The organism is Bradyrhizobium sp., from assembly GCF_004799445.1.
Taxonomy (GTDB): domain Bacteria; phylum Pseudomonadota; class Alphaproteobacteria; order Rhizobiales; family Xanthobacteraceae; genus Bradyrhizobium.
Genome location: NZ_SSNA01000197.1, coordinates 1 through 22234, shown reverse-complemented (window position 1 = coordinate 22234; position 22234 = coordinate 1). Strand labels below are relative to the sequence as shown.

The window sequence follows — 22234 nt, the reverse complement described above, 5'->3', positions numbered from 1 at the left end:
GGCGGTCACCGCGCCATTCCGTCCGGCGCTGCGACACGCGCAATGGCCACGAAACATCTCGAATGCCAAATGACCAGAAATGAACACGTCACGCCCGTCGCGGGTTATCTTCGGTTGTCTGGAATAGATCGATGAGAGTGCGAAATCTTGCGTGTTCGGTCGTGTTTGCCGGAGCCCTGGCAGGGTGCGCCCTCGGCCCGGAATATTTCACCCCGGACGCCGTTCTTCCCGCCAACTTCGTGACGCCGCCGGCGGGCAGGGAATCATCGTCCGGCGGCGCCAGCCCGGATCTGTGGCAATGGTGGCGGACGTTGCGCGACCCGCAATTGAACGACCTGATCGACCGCGCGATGCAGAACAATCTCGATCTCAAGATCGCGCTGGACCGTCTGCAGCAGGCGAGATTGCAGCTGGTCGTGATCGGCGGCGCGGCGCTTCCTCAGGTCAATGGCTCGGCGGGAGGGGGTGTCGGCAGCGGAACCGACGAAACTAAAGGCCGGGCCGCGCAGCCGCTGAGGGCCGGCGACAATGCCCAAAATCTCAGGAGCATCACCCAGATCGGCGGCCTCGATGCCGAATGGGAGATCGATATCTTCGGCAAAATCGCGCGCCGTTTCGAGGCGCAGGTCTATACGGCGGAAGCGCTCAAGGAAGCGCGTGACTGGGTCTATGTTGTGGTCGCCGCCGACGTCGCCCGTTTGTACTTCGATCTGCGGGCCCGTCAGGAGCGCCTTCAGATTCTCTATCGCGACATCGAGGCCTCGCGAAAGGTGCTCGATCTGGCCCAGACCCGGCTGGATCGCGGCCTGACCAACGAACTCGATGTGCTGCTCGCGAAGCGTCAGGTTGAAACGCTGCAGGCGGACGTCGAACCCCTGAAGGCGCTGATCGCGGCCAACGGCTACGCGATCGCGGTTCTGGTGGGAGAATATCCGGAAGCTATCGCCGGCGACCTGCGGCGCCCCGGCGCGATCCCGCGTCTGCCGGCCCGCGCGCCAGCCGGGCTTCCAGTCGACCTCCTGCGCCGGCGCCCCGACATCCGCGAAGCCGAGCGGTTCCTGGCGGCCGCGGTCTCCGTGATCGAAGCCAGGACCGCGGACCTGTTCCCGAGCCTGGTGCTCAGCGCCGGAGGCGGCGCGCAGGCCGGCCTGCGATCTGGTTCGGCGGTTCCCATCACCTGGATTGGGTCAGTTGGTCCGTCGCTCAGCGCGCCGATCCTCGACTTCGGCAGACTAGATGCCCTGATCGAGATTGCCGACTACCGGGCCCACGAGCTCGCTGGGGTCTATAAGCAAACCATTCTTGTCGCCGTCCAGCAGGTCGACGAAGCCAACGCGGCCTATCGCGGTTACCGGCAGAGCCTGCGCAGCCTCGATCTTGCCCTCGATGCGGCGCGTCAGGCGACCAAGGTGGCGACCGAGCGCTACGACCGCGGCCTGACCGATTTCCTCAACGTTCTCGATGCCGAACGGCAGCAATTCGCCCTGGAGCAGCAGCGGGCCGAGGTGATCCGTCTGGCCGGCGACAGCTTCGTCGCGCTCTACAAGGCGCTCGGCGGCGGCTGGCCGCCGGACGAAATCATTCCGCCGATCAGGCGTCCGGACCCTGCGGCGATTGCGGCCGTTAAACGTCTGATACAGGATCCGCCGCATCCGCCGCCGCCTCCGCCACCGCCCGGGCTGGTGCCCTGACGCGCTGAAGGGAGAAAGTCGTTGACCAAGACGACCTCGACCCGTGCCCAGACCATCCTTCTCGTCGAGGACGAGGCGGAATTGGCGAACGAGATCAAGATCGAACTCGATCGGCTGGGCTATCTCGTGCGCACGGCTTCCATCGCGGAAGCCGCGGATGCCGCGCGCGTGGGCGACGCCGCGATGTTGATCATGGACCGGATCGTGTTCGGCGAAGACAGCCTGAAGACCTTGGAAGTCCTGCGCAAGGAGGGCGTCAAGGTCCCCGTTCTGGTGATCTCGGCGTTGTCATCGATCGATGAGAAGGTCCACGGCCTGAAGGCGGGAGGCGACGACTATCTTGCGAAACCGTTCGCGATGGTGGAATTTGTCGCGCGGGTCGAAGCCTTGATGCGTCGCCTCGACGACGTGCGTACCACCAAGCTGCGTGTCGGCGATCTCGAAATGGACCTGATCGAGCAAACGGTGTATCGCGGCGACACCAAAATCGATCTGCTGCCGCGCGAGTTCAAGTTGCTGGAATATTTCCTGCGCCGTCCCGGCCAGGTGATCACGCGGGCGATGCTGCTTGAGGAAGTCTGGCAATACCACTTTTCGCTCGAGACCAATGTCGTCGACGTCCATATCAGCAACCTGCGGAAGAAGATCGATGCGCGGGGCGTCCATTCGCTGATCGTGAACATCCGCGGAGCAGGCTTCATGCTAAGTGCCAATGCGTGAATTCTTCAGATCATCGGCGGTGCGCGTCGCGCTCGCCTTCGTGCTGGCGACCACCGTGGCGACCACGGCTGTCTTTGGCCTGGTTTACCTCCAGATCAGGGAGGCGAACGAAGCGAGGAATCGCCTCATCCTCGAGGACGAAGCCGCCAAGAGCGTCAATCACTCCGTCGACGAATTGAGAAATGCCTTCGAAGTGCGGATGACGCATGACCTGCGGCGACTGGACTACGCGGCGCTTTTTGGCGCGGAGCGCAAGCTATTGTTCGGCAACATCGACGCGCTGCCGGCGATTCCGCCGGACGGAAAGTCCCACTACGTCACGGCGTCGCGCGCGCCGGGTGGCGACAATCTCCTGGAGCCGGCGGTGTTCGTGGCGCGCGAGCGCCCGGACGGCACCATCCTGCTGCTGGGCCGAAGTCTGCTCGAAACCCTTGCCTTTCGCCGGATCGTGCAAAGCGCGCTGGCCACCGGACTTGCGCCGATGTTGCTGCTGGCGCTGGCGATCGGCGCGTTCTTCGCGCGTCGCGCGTCGCGGCGTCTGACCACCATTCACGACACCATCGCCCTTATCATGAAGGGGGATACGCATTTGCGTCTGCCGGTTCGCTCGCGCAACGACACGATCGACAAGATATCGCGCGACGTCAACCTGATGCTGGACGAAATCATGCGCTTGCTGGTGCAGATCAAGGGCGTCAGCGACAATATCGCTCACGACCTGCGCAGCCCTCTCGCCGTCGTGCATGCGCAGCTCGAGCGCGGCCTGGAAAGCTCTGACGACGAGCAGCTGCGCGCGGTGGTGAAGCAGGCCCTCAGCCACATCGACAAGGCGATGCTGACGGTCTCCGCGCTGCTGCGCCTCGCCGATGTCGAATACGGTCCGAAATCGAGCAAATTTCGCTCCATCGATCTGTCGGCGATCTGCACCGAGCTGTTCGAATTCTACGAGCCGCTCGCCACCTCGAAGTCGATCCACATGACGCTGGAGACCCAGTCGCCCGTGGCGATTCTCGGCGATGGCGATCTGATGCGCGAGGCGGTGTCGAACCTGATCGGCAATGCGATCAAGTTCACCCCCGAGCACGGCACCGTGAGCGTGTCGGTGACCCAGGAAGACGGCCGTCCCGTCGTCCGCGTGCGCGACAACGGAATCGGCGTCGAGCCGGGGGAGCGGGACAAGATCTTCCAGCGGTTTTACCGGACCGCGAGCGGCCATCGCGTTCCCGGCAGCGGCCTTGGCCTGAGCATTGCTTCGGCGATCGCCAATCTTCACGATTTCGACTTGCGCTTTGACGACAATGATCCGGGCGCGGTTTTCGAGATGGCCGGGCGCAAGAAATAGCCGACGGGCATGCGCCCCGGCACATCGCCGCACCAGCATCGCGGGCCGGTGGCGCCGGACGAATCCGCAAAAAGCGGGTGGCCGGCGCCCGCCGCTTGAACCGGCGCCGGCGCCCGAAATGGCCGGCAGATTCCCTTTAGCCAAACCGGTAACCGCGGCCCTGGAAAGACTTTGTTAACCAACAAAAGACAAGGTCGAAACGGTGTTTCCCGCGCAACCCTTCCGGCCAAGCCCTTCCTCCAGACAAGAGCGAATTCATGCCAGCAACCGCGTCCGCTAACGCTCTCCCAGACCTCGTTGGCCCGCTCGCGGCACGGCAACTTCGCATCGGACTGGAGCATTACGGCGCCGGCAGAACCGAGGAAGCGATCGCCGCGTTTCAGCTTGGTCTTGCCGCGGTCGGGACTGAAGCGCCCGGCAACGTATCCGTGGAAACAATTTCGGAGCTGCATTCGAGGCTCGGCAATGCCCGCATGATCCGCGGCGATCTCGAATCGGCTGGCGAAAACTACAAGGCGGCGTTGAGACTGGCGCCTCACTTGACCGACTGCTGGTGCAATTTCGGCAATGTGCACCTCAAATCGGGAAAACCTCAGGACGCCATTGCACTCTATCTTCAGGCCCTGAAACTCAATTCACGCCATTGGCCGGCACGCACCAACCTGGTTCAGGCCCTGATGGCCACACAGCAATACATCGTGGCCAGGGGGCTGCTGCTGGAATTGATCAGCGAACGGCCGCAAGACGGCCAGCTCCATCATCAGCTTGGCAAGGCCCAGTTCGAGCTGAACGAGCCGGAATCGGCGATCGAATGTTTTCAGGCCGCCGTCGCGCTCAACCCGCGTGATGCCGAGAGCATCAACTGGATCGGCGCCCTCAAACAGACGATGGGCGATGACGCAGGCGCTCAAGCCGCCTACGCGGAGGCTGCACAAATCCAGCCGCTGATCCGGCGGCCTGCCGCAAAATTCCCGCCCGATTTTCGGGTTCTGGCCCTGTACGCTCCCTTCGGCGGCAACACTCCGACCGAACTTCTCTTCAAGGACGCGGTTCACGACACCGACACGCTGGCGCTGTTCGCTGCCCGCGACTATGACGCCGAACTGTTCAGCCAGAACATCCAGGTCGTCGTCAATCTGATTTCCGACGCCGACCAGACCGAAGCGCTGTTGCCATTGGCTGCCGATTTGGCGGGCCGGCTTGGCAAGCCGATCGTCAACGATCCGCGCAAGATCCAGAAGACGACGCGGGACATCGTCGCCACTCTCCTGCAGGGAATCCCGGGCTGCCGCGTCCCCAAAGCTCTGCGTCACAAGGCCGGCGCCGATGCTTCCCCGGCGGCCTTGCAGGCGGCATTTCCGTTTTCGTCGCCGGTGCTGGCGCGGCCCGTCGGGACCCATGGCGGCGATGATTTCGAAAAGATCGCGGACCCTGAAGCGCTTGCGGCCTTTCTGTCGCAACGTCCCGATCACGATCACTATCTGATCGAGTACATCGATTATTGCTCCGCCGACGGCTATTTCCGCAAGTACCGGCTGATTTTCGTCGACGGCCAGATCCTGCCCTATCACCTTTGCATCGGCAGCGACTGGAAGCTGCATCACATCAACACGGACATGGCCAATCAACCGTGGATGCAGCAGGAGGAAGAGGCCTTTTTGACCAACCCCACCTCGGTGTTGCACCCCTCGCATTATCAGGCGTTGCAAGCCATCCAGCACCGCGTCGGCCTGGAATATTTCGGCATCGATTGCGGACTGGACGTTTCCGGAAATCTCGTCGTGTTCGAGGTGAATGCCTCGATGCTGGTGCACGATCGCAACGAGGGATTCGCCTACAAGACGCCGGCCGTGCATCGGATCAAGCTGGCGTTCGACGCGATGTTGCGAAAGCTCGCGGCCGGCGACGCCTCGCCCTGCACCGCTTCGAGCTAGAGCGTTTTCGAGCGAAGTGGATACCGGTTCGCGTGAAGAAAACGCGTCAAAACAAGAATCTAGAGCCCCGTTTCGATTCAATCGAAACGGAAATGGCTCTAGCGGTCCCGGGCGCTTGCCCCTTACTGCAATTCCTGCGTCTGCAGCATCGCCTTCAGGGTATCCTCGCTCAGCCGCCCTCTGGGATGCTGCGGCTTGCTGTCGGATCCCTCGATGGCGGGGAAATTCTGCAGCGGGGGCGTGTTGAAAGCCGGGGTCGATGGGTCGGCTGCGGTTGCGTCATGGGTTTCGCCAGTCTCATCCATAGCCTCGAAGCTGCCGACCTGGATGCGGCGCTTTCGGGTTTCGATCTTCGTCGGCGGCGGCGCGTAGACGAGCGGCGGCAGAATATGATGTCGCGTCATGATTGGCTCCCATGCATGGCTTGAAACTCACGCAACGGCACCAAGGCAAATCCCCCGGGGTCAGCCTAAGCAAGCCACGGGCCAGGATTTTTCCCTTGGAAATCAAGAGAAAACCTGAACCGGCGAGGCCGCCCGCGGCAAGGTTTGCCCGCCGGCATGGTAAAAAATTGCCGTGCTCCGCGCCGGGCGGCGTTGTCGCGGCTACTTCAGCGGCGATCGAAAATCGATGGCGCGCAGGATCACACCGGGAGGATTGCCCTCCAGTTCGACATCGCTGAATTTCCGCGCCGCGCGGGCCTCGATGCGCTCGCGCAGTCTCAGGAATTGCTGCTCGCGCTGGGCCGGCGGCGTTCGCGACGAACCCTCGAGCTGATCCATCGCGTCGGTGGATATGGCGCAGGCGATTTCGGCCAGATCGTTCTTCATCGTGAAGCGCACGACCATCCGGTCGAAGTCGTAGTCTCTGTAATTGCCCTGGGTAAGCGCCATGCCGGAGACTCCTCGATGGAACAGGTTGCCGATTCAGCCCCGGAATTTTTTCTTGGCCGGCGCCGGATTGAGCTCGGCGATCTTCGAAAGACAATCTTCCTGCGTGGTATGAGGACCGGTGACGAAAGTGCCGCTCACCTTGGTGCTGTACCAGCCCGATACGACGCCAAGGCGCAGCGACTCTTCGGTTTTGACGTGACGCGCGGAAAGAATTTGCATGTGATTTCCTTAGGTGCGGCGCGCCGGCGTTGATGCCGAACGCAGGGAGCGGGTTTCGATGGTGATGCTGTTATCAATCATGCGAGGCGGCCATGTCGGCCTGCTGCGCATCGGCAAGATCGACCGAACTGATGGAAATCATTTCGGTCGAGGCATGGTGCGGCGGCGCAGCGGGGACCATGATCAGGGTGGCGACGCGGCGGAAGCAGGGAAACGACAGACCCTCGATCATCTCCTCGTCGGTCACCACCTCGTAGGCACCGGCCGGCAGCTGGCGTTCGACGCCCTTGATGCGGAACGGATATCTGAATGTGACCGTTTCCCGTCGCGACCTCGTCAAGATCATCTTTCTCGGTTGGCGCGGGCGTCGGCCGATTCAATGAGAATTGAACCGCTTTCGCGCATCTTCGCCAGGTCTTGTTGCAAATCGTCTGCCTGCAGTCCCGCAAGGACAACCCTGCGTCCGGCCAAAGGCGAACAGAGCCCACCTGTGCGCCTTTTATGCCCGAAAAGCCATGTTTTTCTTTGCAAGAGCCGGATGGCTTTTGGTTGAATCGACGCATGCGCGAGTTCGATCACCTCGCCCCGCCTGCGGGAAGAGGTCGATCACGAAGTGATCGGGTGAGGGGGACTATCCGCGGGTCCGGCTTTGACGAGAGTCCCCCTCACCCCAACCCTCTAAGAGCGAGCTTCGCTCATCTCGACCCCGCAAGCGGGGAGAGGGAGCGGCGACTGATTGCCGCTTCACCTCAACCTCATCCCGCTCTAAGCCGCCGTCCGCGGCTTGCGTCCCTCGATCGGGTAGGCCGGATCGTTGTAGCCGGGCGTCGAGGGATGGCCGCTTGCGACCAGCCGGTCGATCAGCGCTTCGTCCTCGGCAGTGAAGCGATAATCCAGCGCGCGCACGTAATCGTCCCATTGCGCCTCGGTGCGCGGGCCGGCGATGACGCCTGAGACGAACGCGCTGTTGAGAACCCACGACACCGCGAACTGACCGGCGGTGATGCCTTTGGCCTCGGCATGCTGGCGGATCTGCTGCGCCAGCAGCAGCGATTCCGGACGCCACTCGGTCTGCATCATGCGCGTGTCGTTGCGGCCGGCGCGGGTTTCCTTGTCGGGCGGCGCATCGGGGCGGTATTTGCCGGTCAGCACGCCGCGCGCCAGCGGACTATAGGGCACGATGCCAAGGCCGTAATAACCGCAGGCCGGGAAGTGCTCGACCTCGGGCATGCGGTTCATCGCATTGTAATACGGCTGGCTGACGATCGGGCGGTCGATGCCGAGGTCGTCGCAGATGTTGCAGATTTCCGCGACCCGCCAGGCCCGGTAGTTGGAGACGCCGAAATAGCGCACCTTGCCCTGTCGGATCAGTTCGCCCATCGCCCGCACGGTCTCCGCTAGCGGCGTCGAATGATCTTCCCGGTGCAGATAATAGATGTCGATATAGTCGGTGCCGAGGCGCTTCAGGCTTTCGTCCGCGGCCTGCAACACCCAGCGCCGCGACAAGCCGCCGCGGTTGGGGTCGTCGCCCATGGGATTGGCGAGCTTGGTCGCCAGCACCCAGTTGGGCCGGTTGTTGGAGATGGCGCGGCCGACCACGGCTTCCGAATTGCCGTTCGAATAGGCATCGGCGGTATCGATGAAATTGACACCGGCCTCGCGCGCCTTGGCGACGATCCGCGTCGACGTCGCCTCGTCGGTCGGCCCGCCGAACATCATGGTGCCGAGGCAAATCGGCGAGATTTTCAGGCCGCTGCGACCGAGTTGGCGATATTCCATTGGTGTGGACCTTTCGGTTTTTTTGTCATTCCGGGGCGATGCGAAGCATCGAACCCGGAATCTCGAGATTCCGGGTCTGGTGCTAGCGCACCATCCCGGAATGACGGAGTCTGCTTCGTAGCTCTGCCTTCCGCAATGCCGGAAACTCTACGTATGGTCTTTCAACACCTTGAACACCCCGCTGGCGGTGGCGACGCAGCGGTGACCTGCGGTGACCTCGGTCGCCATGAAGATCAGGCTGCGGGTGGCGCGGACCACGCGCGGCTTCGATATCAGAATCTCGCCGATTTTGGCGCTGTCGACAAACTGGGTGTCCATCTGCACGGTGGCGAGGGTGGGCCGGCCGGAGACGAACCGTGCCGTCATGCCGCAGCTGCGGTCCGCGAACGTCATCAACAGCCCTCCCTGCACCAGGCCGCGGCGGTTATGGTGCTTGTCCTGCGTGACGATCGCGTACTCATGCACCTCATCGACAACGCGCTGCCACAGCGGACCGACCAGAGCGATGAAACCGCTGGTCTCGACCATGGTCCAGCCAGAGGCCTTCATTTTCTCCGCGGCCATGTCGGTCGTCATGTCAGGCCTTTCCAAATCCCGGTGCTGTGCCGATTTGCGGCCATTTCATCAATCGTTGCCGTGTTGTAGTCAAGCCGGATGACCAGTGCTCCGATTCCGAAGTTCGCATGCATGTGCGGCACCCTCTGATGCGAACTTCGGAATTCAGAGGAGCACTGGTAACTTTATGATTCTGGAGCGGTTTTGAATTTGAAGTTCCTATGATAAATCTGCCGCGAAACCGATAGGACCTTCAAATTCACCGCGCCAGGCCATTCGATGATACCACCCGCCGCAATATCGCAGAGCGCTGCGCGGCATTTGCACGGCTGCCCGCAGGCGAACCGGCGCCCGCGCTGAAGCGGGCCGCGGTCGCCATCGTCCTTGTCGAACCCAATGACGCCCCGCGCGGAACCGCGCTGCTGTTGACCCTGCGCGCGGCTGAGCTGCGCGCCCACCGCGGGCAGTGGGCGCTGCCGGGCGGGCGCTGTGACGAAGGCGAAACCTCGATCGAGGCAAGCTTGCGCGAGCTTGACGAGGAGCTCGGCCTTCGGCTCGGATCTCCTGACGTCCTCGGCCTGCTCGACGATTATCCGACCCGGTCCGGATACCTGATCACGCCGGTCGTGCTGTGGGCAGCCGCGGGCGCAGCGCTGTCACCCAACCCGGCGGAGGTCGCCTCGGTGCATCGGATTGGGCTTGCGGATATCGAACGGCCGGAGGCGTTCGACTTCGTCGCGATCCCGGAGAGCACGCGGCGCGTCATCCGGTTTCGTCACGCCGGCCAGTTCATCCACGCACCGACCGCGGCACTGATCTACCAGTTCCGCGAAGTGCTCGCCGGGCGCGATACCCGTGTGGCTGAACTGGAGCAGCCGGTGTTTGCCTGGAAATAGCTGCCTCCCGCGGGTTGCGGCCTTCTGATCTTTCGACGACGATGCAGCCCAACAAGAACCGTCGTTTCCGGGAGGTTTCTCCAGATGCGCAGCTGGAACGCGTCGCTCTGCATTCTGGTGCTCATATTCGGCTCTTGCGGAGCCCTTGGTTCCGCGCGCGGGCAATCCTATCCGAACCGGACCATCACGATGGTGATTCCGTTCCCGCCCGGCGGCAGCACCTCGCTGGTCGGGCGCGTGATCGCCGACAGGATGAGCCAGCTGCTTGGCCAGAGTATCGTGATCGATAACCGCGCCGGGGCCGGCGGCACCGTCGGCGCCAGAGCCGTGGCCAAGAGCGATCCCGATGGCTACACGCTGTTGGTCGGCTACACCGGCACGCTTGCCATCGGACCGTCGCTCTACAAAAACCCCGGCTACGATCCGCGCAAGGATTTTGCGCCGATCGGCATGATCGGCAATGCGCCGACATCGCTGGTGGTGCACCCGTCATTTCCCGCCCGCACGGTCGCCGAGCTGATCGCCTATGCGAAGGCGCATCCCGGCAAGGTCAATTTCGGTTCAGCCGGCGCCGGCACGGTCAGCCATATCACCGGCGAATACTTCGCTCGCTCGGCCGGCATTACGCTGATGCACATTCCCTACAAGGGCACCGGGCCGGCGCTGAGCGACCTGTTGGGCGGACATATCCCGATGGCTTTTGCGCCGATCCCGACCACCCATGCCAACGTCTCGGCCGGACTGTTGCGCGCGCTGGCGGTCACCGGCACCACCCGCAGCAGCTTGCTCCCGGACGTGCCGACGATGCCTGAGGCCGGTTTACCGGGATTCGACGCGTCGCTTTACTACGGGCTGGTGGCGCCGGCCGGCACGCCGCGGCCGGTAATCGACAGGCTCAACGGGGCCTTGCGGGCCGCATTGGCCACCGACGAGGTGAAGAAGCAGCTGGCGCTCGATGGTACCGAGATCACGCCGGGGACACCGGAAGACTATGCCGATTTCATCGACAGGGATGAGCGGAAATGGTCGGAACTCGTCAAGGCCAGCGGCGTCGAGCAGGAGTAAGGGGACCGCTGGCGACGAAGTTACCGTTTCGGGGCTGACTTGCGCGGCACGCTTGCTAGAACAATCTCATGCTCCCTCATGCGATTCGTTCCTGCCCCGGATATCTTGCGCTGGCACTGCTGCTGATCGTCCAGCCGGCGGCGGCGATCGATGTGCGCGCGCTTGCGGCGCCTGACGATGCCGGGGCAGAGGCGGCATCGCCGCAGGCGATCGCGGAATATCGGCTCAAGCTGCGGGAATATCAGGAGGCGCGCGCGGCGTTCGAGGCGGAGGCCGGCGCCTATTGGAGTTCGATCACCGAGAAGCGGCGGGGCCGCAACGCCAAGCGGCGCGAACATCTGGCGATAAGTCTCGACGACTATGTGCTGACGCAGCCGCCGGTCTATAGCGGGCCGAAGCGGCCGGTGAATCCGGAACCGGAGCCCGAACCCGAGCATCCGCCGCGCGTGCACAAAGCGATTCCGGTCGTCGCCGACCTGTTGCAGGCCGCATCAGAGCATTTCCAGTTCACGCCGCAGCGGCCGGCCAGCGAAATCGAGTTCAAGCGTGCCTATGCCCGCGCCGCCGCGGCGGCCGGGCTGACGCGCGAGCAGGCGGTGCGGGTCTATTCGTTCGAGACCGGCGGTACCGGCAATTACGATGTACAATCAGGCATCGAGCATGGCGGCAGGCGCGCCATTTCCACCGCGATCGGCTACAACCAGCTGCTCACCACCAACAGCGTCGAATTGATCGCCGAGCAGGGCCACGAATTCGTTCGCGACCTGACCCAGAGGGCCGCCCAATTGTCGGGCAGCCAGCGCCAGGCGATGGATCGCAAGATCGCCGTGCTCAAGCGAATGGTGGCGCTTGCCCGATCGGTGCCGGACGAATGGGCGCAGCACGAAAAGCTCGCCGACACGCCGCAGGGCTGGGCCATCCATGCCATGGTTCTCGACATCGACGTCGGGCCGCTGTTGCAGACCCACAAGCTGCTGACCTCGGTGATCTTCGCGCGCGCCAAGGGCTATGCCCGCCCGCTCACCGCCGCCGAACTGGAAATGATGAACCTCACCGGCGACGGCACCGGGCTCGACATGGTGACGATGCCGCAGGCCCTGCGCGAACGGGTCCCGACCGCGAATTTCTTCCAGCGCTCGGGTTACGAGCGCAATCCTGTGGCGATCCGCCACAATACGGTGGCGAAGCTGCTCGATGTCACCGATAGCCGGATGGACTCCAACAGCAATTTGCCGGGCGCCAAGGAACTCGCGGCGGCGTTTTAGGCTCACCCTCCCCTGGAGGGGGAGGGTCGGCTCACATCGAGCGCAGCGAGATGCGAGACGGGGTGTGGTGATCTCTCAATTCGGGCACTGTTCGAGTGGAGAGACTGTCACCCCACCCCGCCGCTCATTTCATTCGCGTCGACCCTCCCCCTCCAGGGGAGGGTGAAAATCCGCACGATCGCTAGTCCTCAGTTTGGGCCGAACATGAACTTGCCGTCGCCTTCCAGGAACGGTCCGGTGCGCATATAGAGCTGCCCGTTCTGCCCGATGAAAAACAACGTACCCCTCGGCACCTTCTTGGCGCCCTTCAGGAGCAGGCCCGCATTGTTGGTGCCCATCTTGTAGGAAAACGTCTTGCCGTCCTTGTCGTAGCCATAGCCCATGTCCGGCCTCAGCTCCCAGGGCGTCGGCGCCGCCGGTTCGGCCAATGCCGACGTGGTCAGGGCGGCCAGTGCTGCAGCCATCCAAAAGCTCCTGGTCGAAAATCGCGTCATCCTGCATGCTCCCGGCAACCGGTCCGCGAAATTGGCGGCCCATCATGTTTTGAACAAATCACGAACGATATCGCTACGTCAACATCACGCATTGCGCGGGGCTGCGCGTGGCGCGCTTTAAGACTTTGTGATTTCCCGCCGCAGGCTTCCTGACTATCTTCCTCGCCTATCCAGTCTAGAACCGGGTGTTCGCGAAAAGTTGACAGGGATGATTCGGATGAACCAGTTTGTGAATATATGTTTTGGCGTCGCGCTGGCGATGACGCTGGCGACTGTTGCCGATGCGGACGAATTCAAGCTCAGCAATAGCCAGAGAATTTCCTGCAGCCGCGGTCTCAGCGCCGGCAAGCTCAATACCGCGACCTGCAAATCCTACGCCTACATCTTCAACGCCAGGACGTCCGAATATTTCAGGTGCCAGGTCAGCCTGGCGCTGACGCGCGACAACAAGGAAGTCATCAACGTGCAGGCCGACGGCAGCTGCGCCAAGAAGCCCCGGATTTTCGAAACCGATTCCAGCTATTCGTTCGACGCCACCGAGACCGAGCCGCCGAACACCAATTCGTTTTTCGGTCCCGGCGGCTATTCGATTTGGGCCAGCGACAACACCACGCAGAAGGTGCGCGGCTGCATCACCATCAGCTCGGGTCTCGGCTCCGACATCTCGAAATGTCTCGACATGACGTTTAACTGAGCTTGTTCTGGAGTGACCTGAAATTCGGGCGCTCCAATGCGCCGCCGGCCAGCCATAACGGCGCATTCGCAAATTCGGTCACCTCGCCCCGCTTGCGGGGAGAGGCATAGGCCGCCTCTGGCGGCCGTTCTTTAGGAAACGCCGAAGCGAAGCTTCGGCTATGTCGTTCTTACGATCCGGGTGAGGGGGAATCTCCGCAAGACCGAGCCTCACGAGAGTCCCCCTCACCCCAACCCTCTCCCCGCACGCGGGGAGAGGGGGCAGTGATCGATCGCTGCAGCGATTAAATCCCGCCTTAATGACCCATCCGCGCCGAAGCCGGATGACCCGGCACCTTGAAGCGCTTGCCGGTATCGGTGACCTTGCCGCCGTTGACCTTCAGGATCGAGAAATCCTGGGTCAGGTAATTTCCGGCCAGGAGATATTTGCCGTCCGGTGTGAACACGACCGCCTCGGGCAACCCGCCGACCTCGATATCCTGGGTCTTGGTCACCTTCTTGCCGTCGATCTTGAGGATCGAGAGGCTGCCGTTCTTCTGGTAGAAGAACGCCTTCTTCATGTTCGAGCCGCGCAGGATGGCGGCGACCGCGAGGTCGCCCTTCGGCGACATCGCCAGTCCTTCGGGGCCGTCGCCGACCACCACCCGGTCGATGATGCGGGGCGGGTTGGCTTCGAGGTCGATCACGCTGGTGGTGTCAACGCTGCCGTCGGACGATCCGGCGCCGCCATTGTCCGAGGTCAGCGCGATCTTGCCGTTCGGCGTCACCACCACATTGTAGGGCCACTGGCCGGTCGGCAGGTCGACCTTGTTGTAGGTGACCTTGTCGCCGACGATGTCGAGCACCGACACCTTGTGCGCGGGGAAGCGCACGGCCAGCGCCCGCTTGCCGTCCGGCGTGAACATCACATGCGCGACGCTGTCGGGGAAGCTGATGGTATCGGTGATCTTGACGTCGGTACCGTTGACCGAGAGCACGCTGACCGAGTTGTCGCCGCGGTTGGCGACCAGCGCCATCTTGCCGGACGGGCTGAAGTTCAGTCCCGACGGCTGCTTGCCGCCGGTGATCGTCGCCGCCAGTTTGGGCGGGCTGGCTTTCAGATCGATCACGAAGATCTTGTTGTCCGGCACCTGTTTCAGCGCGTCGCCATCCTTGACGACATCGACCGAATTGGCGACCAGCGCGACCGAGCCGGTGGGGTCGATATCGACATTGACCGGCGGCCCGACCACTGAATTTTCCAGCGGCAGGCTGGCGGCGATCTTGGGATTTTCGGGATCGGCGAGATCGACGATCAGGACCTGGTCCTTGCCGGGCGCGGACAGGACGGTCTTGCCGTCATCGTCCCACAACACCTTCTCGTCGATGCCGACGATCATGAACGGCTTGGCATGGGCAAGCGTGAGGCCGGCGCTGCAGAGCAGGATGGCGGCTCCCAATGATATTCCAACACTACGATAGGCGGGCATTATGGCGTTCTCCACGATAAGACCGGCCTCTGACGGGCCGGTTCAGCCTCAGAGTACGCGGGGAACCGGCTTGTTGCTAGGGCGTAGCCGGGTGGCGTGCGGCGCGGTCTCCGGCATCATGGCGACGAACAGTCCCAGACCCACGCCCGCCACCGCCGCCAGAAACAGGAACGCCGCGCTGTAGCCGGCCTTGACCACGATGAAGCCGGCGACGGCGGCGCTCAGGGCGCCGCCAAGACCCGTCGCCGTGGCGATGGCGCCCTGGCTGACGTTGAAATGCCCGGTGCCGCGGGTGAGGTCGGCGACGACAAGCGGAAACAGCGCGCCAAAAATGCCGGCGCCGACGCCGTCGAGCAATTGCACCGACAACAGCCAATAGGGGTTGTCGGACAGCGGATAGAGCGCGCCGCGAATCGCCAGCACAGCAAGGGCGACGGCGAAAATCGGCTTGCGCCCCCATTGGTCGGCCTTGCGCCCCACCAGCATCGCGACCGGCACCATCACCAGTTGCGCCGCGATGATGCAGACCGACATCATCGTGGTGCCGAGGTTGCGATTGACCAGCGCCAGCTTCTGGCCGACCAAGGGCAGCATCGCCGCGTTGGAAAAATGAAACAGCACGGTGGCGGCGGCGAAAATCAATAGCGGCCGGCAGGTCAGCAGAACCTGAAATCCGGACGGCTGGCCGCCATGGCCGGCGCCGCGTTCGGTGGTATCGTCGAGCCCGCGCGCGACGTGATCGTCGATGGCGCCGGCTGGAATCGACAAGGTCGCGGCGATGCTGGCCACCGCCATCGCGGCCAGCAGCCAGAACACCACGATGGGGCCGAAGAAATAGGCCGCGGCCCCCGAAATCGCCGCCGCCGAAGCATTTCCGGCATGGTTGAAAGCCTCGTTGCGGCCGATCCGTTTGGCGAAGGCGCGCGGCCCGACGATGCCGAGCGTGACCGCCGCGACCGCAGGCGGAAACACCGCGCCGGCCGAGGCCGCCAGCGCTTGCGTCGCCGCGACCCATTCGAAACGCTGAATGAACGGCAGCGCGAGGCAGGCCAGCGTCACCACCACCGCCGCCGCCGCCGCGACCATCAGAAAGCGCTTGGCGGTGCTGGCGTCGATCAGCGCGCCGGCCGGGGTCTGGGCGGCAATGCCCGCCAGCGCGGCCACCGACATCACCACGCCGATACTGGCCTGGTCCCATTTTTGGTCGGTCAGAAGATAGATGGCGAGATAGGGTCCGAGGCCGTCGCGCACATCGGCGAGAAAGAAATTCAGCGCATCCAGCGTGCGCCCGACGGGGTTTGCGGCCTGCCGCAATTGGAAACCTCAGCCTTCGATTGGGTGGATTTCCAACGACGTGATCGGCCGTCGGTTCCGTCGGCGGGCCCGCGCTCGTTCCGCCGCGGCATTCGGCTTGTTGGCCGCAACCGAGGTTTGGCGGATCGGACGGGTTGACCGCGGGCCTGCACCCGGCCAATTTCGCGAAAAGCGGGAGGGGTTGAGTGGAACGTCTGAAGGGCAAGACAGCATTGGTGGTCGGCGCCGGCTCGATCGGGCCGGGCTGGGGCAACGGCAAGGCGACCGCCGTGACCTTTGCGCGCGAGGGCGCGCAGGTGTTCTGCGTCGATCGAAACGCCGCCGCCGCGCAGGAGACCGCCGGCATCATTGCCTCGGAGGGCGGCCAGGCGACCGCGTTCACGTCGGACGCATCGCGCGCCGATGACGTCGCGGCGATGGTGGCGGCGTGCCTCGAAACCTATGGCCGCATCGACGTGCTCGACAACAATGTCGGCATCGCCGAGACCGGCAGCGTGGTCGGCGTCTCGGAAGCGGACTGGGATCGCGTGTTCGCGGTCAATCTCAAAAGCGCCTTCCTCGCCATGAAGCACGTCATCCCGTTGATGGCCAAACAGGGCGGCGGCTCGATCATCAATATTTCGTCGATCGCCTCGATCCGTCATCTCGGCATATCCTACGTCACCTATGGCACCACCAAGGCCGCGATGAACCAGATGACGCGCACCACGGCCGTCGAATTTGCCGCGCAGAATATCAGGGTCAACGCGATCCTGCCCGGCCTGATGAAAACCCCGATGGTGGAGCACTCCGCGGGGCTCGCGGCGAGCTACGCCAAGGGCGACGTCGAAGCGATGTGGCGGGCGCGCGACGCGCAGGTGCCGATGGGGCACATGGGCGACGCCTGGGACGTCGCCAACGCGGCGCTGTTTCTCGCCTCCGACGAATCGAAATACGTCACCGGTATCGAACTGGTGGTCGATGGCGGTATTACGCTGAAGGTGAATTAGCCTTTGGTCGTCCCTGCGAAAGCAGGGACCCATAACCCACCGGCTTTTGTGGTGGCGGATAAGTCGTCCGCCAGCATTGTTAAAATGAGGCGGCGCGGCGTATGGGTCCCTGCTTTCGCAGGGACGACGTAAACAGGGTCCAGCGCTCCGATCGCCGTGCTATGAGCCATTCGATGCAACGCTATTTTCAGTTCCTGATCGCGGGTGCGGCCATCGCGGCTGCTCTATGTGCGGTGTCCGCGGGCCGGGCTTTGGCCGCGACCGGCACTGAGCCAGCAGCCGGCCAGCAGGTCGATCCGGCGCCCTGCCTTGCCGCCGTGGCGGCCAGTGACGACGACAGCATCATCGCCGTTTGCGGCCTCCTGGTCGACAACGACAAGACCTTGAAGGCCGACCGCATCAAGGCCCTGGTCGCGCGTGCCGCCGCCTGGGACCGCAAGGACCAGATCGACCGCGCGATCGGCGACTACGATACGGCGCTGCGGCTCGATCCGACGCTCGCCGATGTCTTCAATGCGCGGGGTGAGCTCTGGCGCAAGAAGGGCAACCGGCCCCGTGCGCTCGCCGATTTCGGCGCCGCGATCAAGCTCAATCCGGACCATCCCACCGCAAGGGGCAATTACAAGTCGCTGGCCCAGGAGGTGGAGCGCATCGGTGCGATGCTGGCGGTCAACAACAAGCCGAGCTTCAATTGCGCCGCGGCCAGACGCGCGGTCGAGAAGGCGATCTGCGCCAATCCCGAACTGGCCAATATCGACCGCGAGATCAACGCCGTGAATACCAAGGTGGTGCGGGAGGCCGGCAAGGACAGTCCCCGCGCCAGCCGCGCCATGCAGCAGCAGCAGGATGATTTCATCGCCCGCCGCAACGCCGCGTTCGGCCGGCCGGACTACGATCTGCCAAAGGAGATGCGCCAGCGGCTCGACCATCTGCTGGCGATCGAGCGGCAATAGGACGTCGATCCTAGGCTATACCAACGGCACTTGCCCGTCATCCCCGGGATGAACGCAATTGCGTTCACCCGTAGGTGCCCGCGCTCTTGCGCGGGCCTCGAAGGATGGCCGCGAGTCCGTGCGTGTTGCCATCCTTCGAGGCTCGCTTCGCTCGCACCTCCCGAGTGAGCGCAATGCGCTCATCCGGGGATGACGCAGCGGGTCAATGGCCGCCGCCGCGCGTATCGTTCCGGGATCGCAGCGTTTTCGCCTTGAAATGGCGTTTCCACACGTGACAATAGCCTCAAGAAAAATGGCGTGGAATTGATCCGGATCATGGCCGGGCGTCTGTGGTCTGGTCAGTTGAAGAAAATCGGCCAGCGGGAGTGAACTCATGAATGCCCAGGACAATAGCCGGTATCACGAGGCCCATGCCCGCTCGCTCAGGGATCCCGAGGGCTTTTGGGGCGAGGCCGCGCGCGAGATCGACTGGATCGAGCCCGCCAGGAAGGTGTTCGATCCCTCGATGGGGCTTTACGGCCGCTGGTTCGCGGGCGCCGTGGTCAACACCTGTTACAACGCGCTGGATCGCCACGTCGCCGGCGGACGCGCCAATCAGCTGGCGCTGATCCATGATTCGCCGCTGGCGGGCAGCGTCACCCGGCTGACCTATGCCGAGATGCTGCATGAGGTGAAAACGCTCGCCGCCATCATGCAGGACTTTGGCGTCGTCAAGGGCGATCGCGTCATCCTCTATATGCCGATGGTGCCGGAAGCCATGATCGCGATGCTGGCCTGCGCGCGGATTGGCGCGGTGCATTCGGTGGTGTTCGGCGGTTTTGCCGCCAAGGAACTGGCGACCCGGATCGAGGACGCCAAACCCAAACTGATCTTCTCGGCAAGCTGCGGGCTCGAGCCCGGCCGCATCGTGCACTACAAGCCGCTGCTCGACGAGGCGATCAGGCTCTCCAGCGTCAAACCTGAGGCCTGCGTCATCCTGCAGCGGCCGCAGCAGTCTTGCGAGCTCGTGGCCGGGCGCGATCACGACTGGGCGGCGTTGCGAACCGCCGCGATGACAGCGAAAAAGTCGGCCGATTGCGTGGCGGTTTTGGCGACCGATCCGCTCTATATCCTCTACACCTCGGGCACCACCGGCAAACCCAAAGGCGTGGTGCGCGACAATGGCGGGCATCTGGTCGCGCTGAAATGGTCGATGTTCAATCTCTATGGCGTCAGGCCCGGCGAGGTCTGGTGGTGCGGCTCCGACATCGGCTGGGTGGTCGGCCACAGCTACATCATCTACGGGCCGCTGTTTCATGGCGCGACCTCGATCATGTATGAGGGCAAGCCGATCGGCACGCCGGACGCAGGCAGCTTCTGGCGGGTGATCGCCGAACACAAGGCGGTGGCGCTGTTCACCGCGCCGACCGCGTTCCGCGCCATCCGCAAGGAGGACCCGGACGGAAAATTCATCCGAGAGTTTGACCTGTCGAAATTCCGCACGCTGTTTCTCGCCGGCGAGCGCGCCGACCCGCCGACGGTGGAATGGGCGGAGCTGCAATTGAAGGTGCCGGTGATCGACCACTGGTGGCAGACCGAAACCGGCTGGTGCATCGCCGGCAACCCGGTGGGGCTGGGCATGTTGCCGGTCAAGCATGGCTCGCCGACGGTGCCGATGCCGGGCTACCAGGTCGAAATCGTCGACGAATCCTCAAGGCCGTTGCCCGCCGGCACCATGGGCTCGATCGTCATCAAGCTCCCGATGCCGCCGGGCTGCCTGCCGACGCTGTGGGAGCAGGACGAGCGCTGCAAGGAGGCCTATTTCAACGAGTTTCCCGGCTATTACAAAACCTCCGATGCCGGCTACAAGGATGAGGACGGCTACGTCTTCGTGATGGGCCGCACCGACGACATCATCAACGTCGCCGGCCACCGGCTTTCCACCGGCGGCATGGAGGAGATTCTGGCGTCGCATCCCGACGTCGCCGAATGCGCGGTGCTCGGCGTCAGGGACGCGATCAAGGGCGAGGTGCCCTGCGGCTTTTTGGTGCTGAAGGCCGGCGTGACGCGAAGCCATGCCGAGATCGAAAAGGAGATCGTGGCGCTGGTGCGCGACAAGCTCGGCCCGGTGGCGGCGTTCAAGCTCGCGATCACGGTCGGCCGGCTGCCGAAGACGCGGTCGGGCAAGATCCTGCGTGGCACCATCAAGAAGATTGCCGACGGCGAGCCATGGGCGATGCCCGCCACCATCGAGGATCCCAAGGTGCTGGACGAAATCGGCGACGCGCTGAAGGGGAGGGTGTGAGGACGAATGCCGTCATTCCGGGATGGTCCGAAGGACCAGACCTCAGATGCGCAATTGCGCATCGGGGAATCTCGAGATTCCGGACTCGATGCGGAGCCTGTCATCGGGCCGCGCTTCGCGTGGACCCGTTGGCATCGCTCCGGAATGACGACGGGAGGCTTACAAATCCCATAATTCGGGTTACAGGGTAAGACCGATAGATACGGGATTTGGCATGCGATTTAATGTTCCGACGTTTTTCCTCGCGCTGACACTCGCCACGTTCTCCCTCGCCGGCTGCGCGAAACGCCACGAGTTGCCGGCCAGTGCCGGCCTGAACGAGGACGACGACGCGTTCTGCCGCGCCAACAACGTCGCGGCCGGCTCGCCCGAATATGTCGCCTGCCGCAAGGACCGCGACGTTCAGCGCAGCAACGCCATCACGCGGACCGACAAGAAGCAGCGCGACCTCGGCGAATACATGCTGAACAATCCGGTTCGGCCCTGAAATAGAGCATGATCCGGAAAAGTGGGAACCGGTTTTCCGAGAAGATCATGCTCCAACAAAGAGATGAGATCATGATTCGATTTAACTAAATCGGATCATGATCGAGGAGGCCATCATGAACGAAGACGTTTTCAACACCAGCCTGCGCGGATTTCTCAAGAAGGTCGGGATCACCTCGCAACGCGAAATCGAAAAAGCGGTGCGCGAGGCGGTCGCTGACGGCCGTCTCAAGGGCAATGAAAAGCTGCCGGCCAAAATGGTTCTGACCCTCGGCGGCGTCAGCCTCTCGCATGAGGTGACCGCGGAAATCGAACTGGGCTAGGTCGAGCAAGCGTAGCCCGGATGAGCGAAGCGATATCCGGGTCTTCTTATTTCTATGATCCCCGCATATCGCTGCGCTCATGCGGGCTACATGCTATCGAATCAAAAAAGCACCCCTCATCCGGCAGCCTCCGGCTGCCACCTTCTCCCGCAAGGGGAGAAGGAAGAAAGCGCGCCGCTTCCCGTTACACGCAAGGAAAACACCACATGGACATCAAGGTCAGGGACTCCAACGGCGCGCTGCTCGCCGAGGGCGACAGCGTCACGCTGATCAAGGACCTCAAGCTGAAGGGCTCCTCGACGGTGCTCAAGCGCGGCACCGTGATCAAGGGAATTCACCTAACCGACAATGCGGACGAGATCGAAGGCCGCACCGACAAGGTCAAGGGCTTGGTGCTGCGGACGGAGTTCTTGAAGAAGGCGTGAGGGTGCGCGCGACGATGCCCGTCGGGCAAATCAACTTGTCCTCCAGGTCCTCCGGCAAGTTTCTGTCCAGTGCGAATCGCAAAAATTTTCTGCTTTCGCCGTCGGGCAAATCATCTTTATCAATTCGCCCGTCCCGTCCCACTGGAGGGGCGGCTCGCGATCGTCACGGACGCGGGGCGGGATGCGGTGGACGCAGGCGGCGCCTTTGACGAATGGCGCTGGCGCGGACGGCGAAGTCGTGTGGTCCTGACACCCCGACGCTGGTGTCAAGTTCGCGCTAAGGAGCGCGGGCGACGGTGGCAAAAAAGCCCGGTCGCCGGGGAGAGCACGAAATAAGCCGTAAACCATTGCGCGGGGAATGCCGGGTGATTCCGGTGTGACCTGACTAACGCGTGTGCGTTCTACTACTCACATTGCACACGCGGCTATCGGGCGCATCGGGCGC

The 22234-nt window shown here is 63.3% G+C and carries 24 protein-coding genes; 14 read left to right on the top strand and 10 right to left on the bottom strand.

The features are described 5' to 3' along the window. Positions 1-131: 131 nt before the first annotated feature. From E8A46_RS24765 to E8A46_RS24750, 4 genes are all read left to right on the top strand, one after another. Positions 132-1691, top strand: coding sequence for an efflux transporter outer membrane subunit (locus tag E8A46_RS24765; RefSeq protein WP_291566831.1), 1560 nt, complete (start codon positions 132-134; stop codon positions 1689-1691). Between the two features lie 21 nt (positions 1692-1712). Beyond that, complete coding sequence (locus E8A46_RS24760; protein ID WP_291566830.1) at positions 1713-2411, top strand: response regulator transcription factor; 699 nt, start codon at positions 1713-1715, stop codon at positions 2409-2411. Continuing rightward, positions 2404-3753, top strand: a complete 1350-nt coding sequence (locus tag E8A46_RS24755; protein WP_291566828.1) for a HAMP domain-containing sensor histidine kinase — start codon at positions 2404-2406, stop codon at positions 3751-3753. The genes E8A46_RS24760 and E8A46_RS24755 overlap by 8 nt, the downstream gene beginning before the upstream one ends. A gap of 257 nt (positions 3754-4010) precedes the next feature. Further along, positions 4011-5687 (top strand): tetratricopeptide repeat protein, encoded by a 1677-nt coding sequence (locus E8A46_RS24750; protein WP_291566825.1) that lies wholly within the window; start codon positions 4011-4013, stop codon positions 5685-5687. A 122-nt stretch (positions 5688-5809) separates the two neighbouring features. Here E8A46_RS24750 and E8A46_RS24745 read toward each other — a convergent pair whose 3' ends face one another. The 7 genes from E8A46_RS24745 to E8A46_RS24715 all read right to left on the bottom strand — a co-directional run bounded on the left by E8A46_RS24745 (position 5810) and on the right by E8A46_RS24715 (position 9154). After that, on the bottom strand, positions 5810-6091 hold the full coding sequence (locus E8A46_RS24745) for a hypothetical protein (protein WP_291566823.1): 282 nt from the start codon (positions 6089-6091) through the stop codon (positions 5810-5812). 201 nt (positions 6092-6292) lie between these two features. Further along, positions 6293-6580 (bottom strand): DUF1488 family protein, encoded by a 288-nt coding sequence (locus E8A46_RS24740; RefSeq protein WP_291566820.1) that lies wholly within the window; start codon positions 6578-6580, stop codon positions 6293-6295. 33 nt (positions 6581-6613) lie between these two features. Beyond that, the gene (locus E8A46_RS24735) at positions 6614-6799 is read right to left on the bottom strand and encodes a hypothetical protein (RefSeq protein ID WP_291566818.1); all 186 of its coding nucleotides are present in this window, start codon (positions 6797-6799) and stop codon (positions 6614-6616) included. 73 nt (positions 6800-6872) lie between these two features. Then, entirely contained in the window at positions 6873-7142 is a 270-nt protein-coding gene (locus E8A46_RS24730) for a hypothetical protein (RefSeq protein WP_291566835.1), read from the bottom strand. Beyond that, positions 7142-7378, bottom strand: coding sequence for a hypothetical protein (locus E8A46_RS24725; protein WP_291566816.1), 237 nt, complete (start codon positions 7376-7378; stop codon positions 7142-7144). Before E8A46_RS24725 ends, E8A46_RS24730 begins: the two co-directional genes overlap by 1 nt. Positions 7379-7564: 186 nt before the next feature. Continuing rightward, a complete protein-coding gene (locus E8A46_RS24720) occupies positions 7565-8578 on the bottom strand; it encodes an aldo/keto reductase (RefSeq protein ID WP_291566814.1) in 1014 nt (337 codons plus the stop codon). A 147-nt stretch (positions 8579-8725) separates the two neighbouring features. Beyond that, positions 8726-9154: a PaaI family thioesterase gene (locus E8A46_RS24715; RefSeq protein WP_291566812.1), complete on the bottom strand. Its 429-nt coding sequence runs from the start codon at positions 9152-9154 to the stop codon at positions 8726-8728. Positions 9155-9432: 278 nt separating this feature from the next. Here E8A46_RS24715 and E8A46_RS24710 point away from each other — a divergent pair, with 278 nt between their 5' ends. The 3 genes from E8A46_RS24710 to E8A46_RS24700 all read left to right on the top strand — a co-directional run bounded on the left by E8A46_RS24710 (position 9433) and on the right by E8A46_RS24700 (position 12359). After that, the gene (locus tag E8A46_RS24710; protein ID WP_291566833.1) at positions 9433-10029 is read left to right on the top strand and encodes a CoA pyrophosphatase; all 597 of its coding nucleotides are present in this window, start codon (positions 9433-9435) and stop codon (positions 10027-10029) included. A gap of 84 nt (positions 10030-10113) precedes the next feature. Further along, the gene (locus E8A46_RS24705) at positions 10114-11094 is read left to right on the top strand and encodes a tripartite tricarboxylate transporter substrate binding protein (protein ID WP_291566810.1); all 981 of its coding nucleotides are present in this window, start codon (positions 10114-10116) and stop codon (positions 11092-11094) included. Positions 11095-11162: 68 nt separating this feature from the next. Next, positions 11163-12359: a hypothetical protein gene (locus E8A46_RS24700; RefSeq protein WP_291566808.1), complete on the top strand. Its 1197-nt coding sequence runs from the start codon at positions 11163-11165 to the stop codon at positions 12357-12359. Positions 12360-12547: 188 nt separating this feature from the next. On the opposite strand, the gene E8A46_RS24695 is transcribed toward E8A46_RS24700, so the two are convergent. Next, entirely contained in the window at positions 12548-12823 is a 276-nt protein-coding gene (locus E8A46_RS24695; RefSeq protein ID WP_291566806.1) for a hypothetical protein, read from the bottom strand. A gap of 238 nt (positions 12824-13061) precedes the next feature. Here E8A46_RS24695 and E8A46_RS24690 point away from each other — a divergent pair, with 238 nt between their 5' ends. Then, positions 13062-13547 (top strand): hypothetical protein, encoded by a 486-nt coding sequence (locus E8A46_RS24690; protein WP_291566804.1) that lies wholly within the window; start codon positions 13062-13064, stop codon positions 13545-13547. 295 nt (positions 13548-13842) lie between these two features. Here E8A46_RS24690 and E8A46_RS24685 read toward each other — a convergent pair whose 3' ends face one another. Both E8A46_RS24685 and E8A46_RS24680 read right to left on the bottom strand, forming a co-directional pair. Continuing rightward, positions 13843-15015: a YncE family protein gene (locus tag E8A46_RS24685; protein WP_291566802.1), complete on the bottom strand. Its 1173-nt coding sequence runs from the start codon at positions 15013-15015 to the stop codon at positions 13843-13845. A 48-nt stretch (positions 15016-15063) separates the two neighbouring features. Next, entirely contained in the window at positions 15064-16329 is a 1266-nt protein-coding gene (locus tag E8A46_RS24680) for an MFS transporter (RefSeq protein ID WP_291566800.1), read from the bottom strand. A gap of 185 nt (positions 16330-16514) precedes the next feature. On the opposite strand from E8A46_RS24680, the gene E8A46_RS24675 reads away from it, so the two are divergent. The 6 genes from E8A46_RS24675 to E8A46_RS24650 all read left to right on the top strand — a co-directional run bounded on the left by E8A46_RS24675 (position 16515) and on the right by E8A46_RS24650 (position 21789). Further along, a complete protein-coding gene (locus tag E8A46_RS24675) occupies positions 16515-17318 on the top strand; it encodes a glucose 1-dehydrogenase (protein ID WP_291566799.1) in 804 nt (267 codons plus the stop codon). Between the two features lie 173 nt (positions 17319-17491). Next, entirely contained in the window at positions 17492-18271 is a 780-nt protein-coding gene (locus E8A46_RS24670) for a hypothetical protein (protein WP_291566797.1), read from the top strand. Positions 18272-18644: 373 nt separating this feature from the next. After that, positions 18645-20555 carry a propionyl-CoA synthetase gene (locus E8A46_RS24665; protein ID WP_291566795.1) on the top strand — a complete coding sequence of 637 codons (1911 nt, stop codon included), beginning with the start codon at positions 18645-18647 and terminating at the stop codon, positions 20553-20555. Positions 20556-20769: 214 nt separating this feature from the next. Next, positions 20770-21042 carry a hypothetical protein gene (locus E8A46_RS24660; RefSeq protein WP_291566793.1) on the top strand — a complete coding sequence of 91 codons (273 nt, stop codon included), beginning with the start codon at positions 20770-20772 and terminating at the stop codon, positions 21040-21042. Between the two features lie 115 nt (positions 21043-21157). Continuing rightward, the gene (locus E8A46_RS24655) at positions 21158-21364 is read left to right on the top strand and encodes a DUF6494 family protein (RefSeq protein ID WP_291566791.1); all 207 of its coding nucleotides are present in this window, start codon (positions 21158-21160) and stop codon (positions 21362-21364) included. A 206-nt stretch (positions 21365-21570) separates the two neighbouring features. Beyond that, complete coding sequence (locus tag E8A46_RS24650; RefSeq protein ID WP_291566789.1) at positions 21571-21789, top strand: alkylphosphonate utilization protein; 219 nt, start codon at positions 21571-21573, stop codon at positions 21787-21789. Positions 21790-22234: the final 445 nt, after the last annotated feature.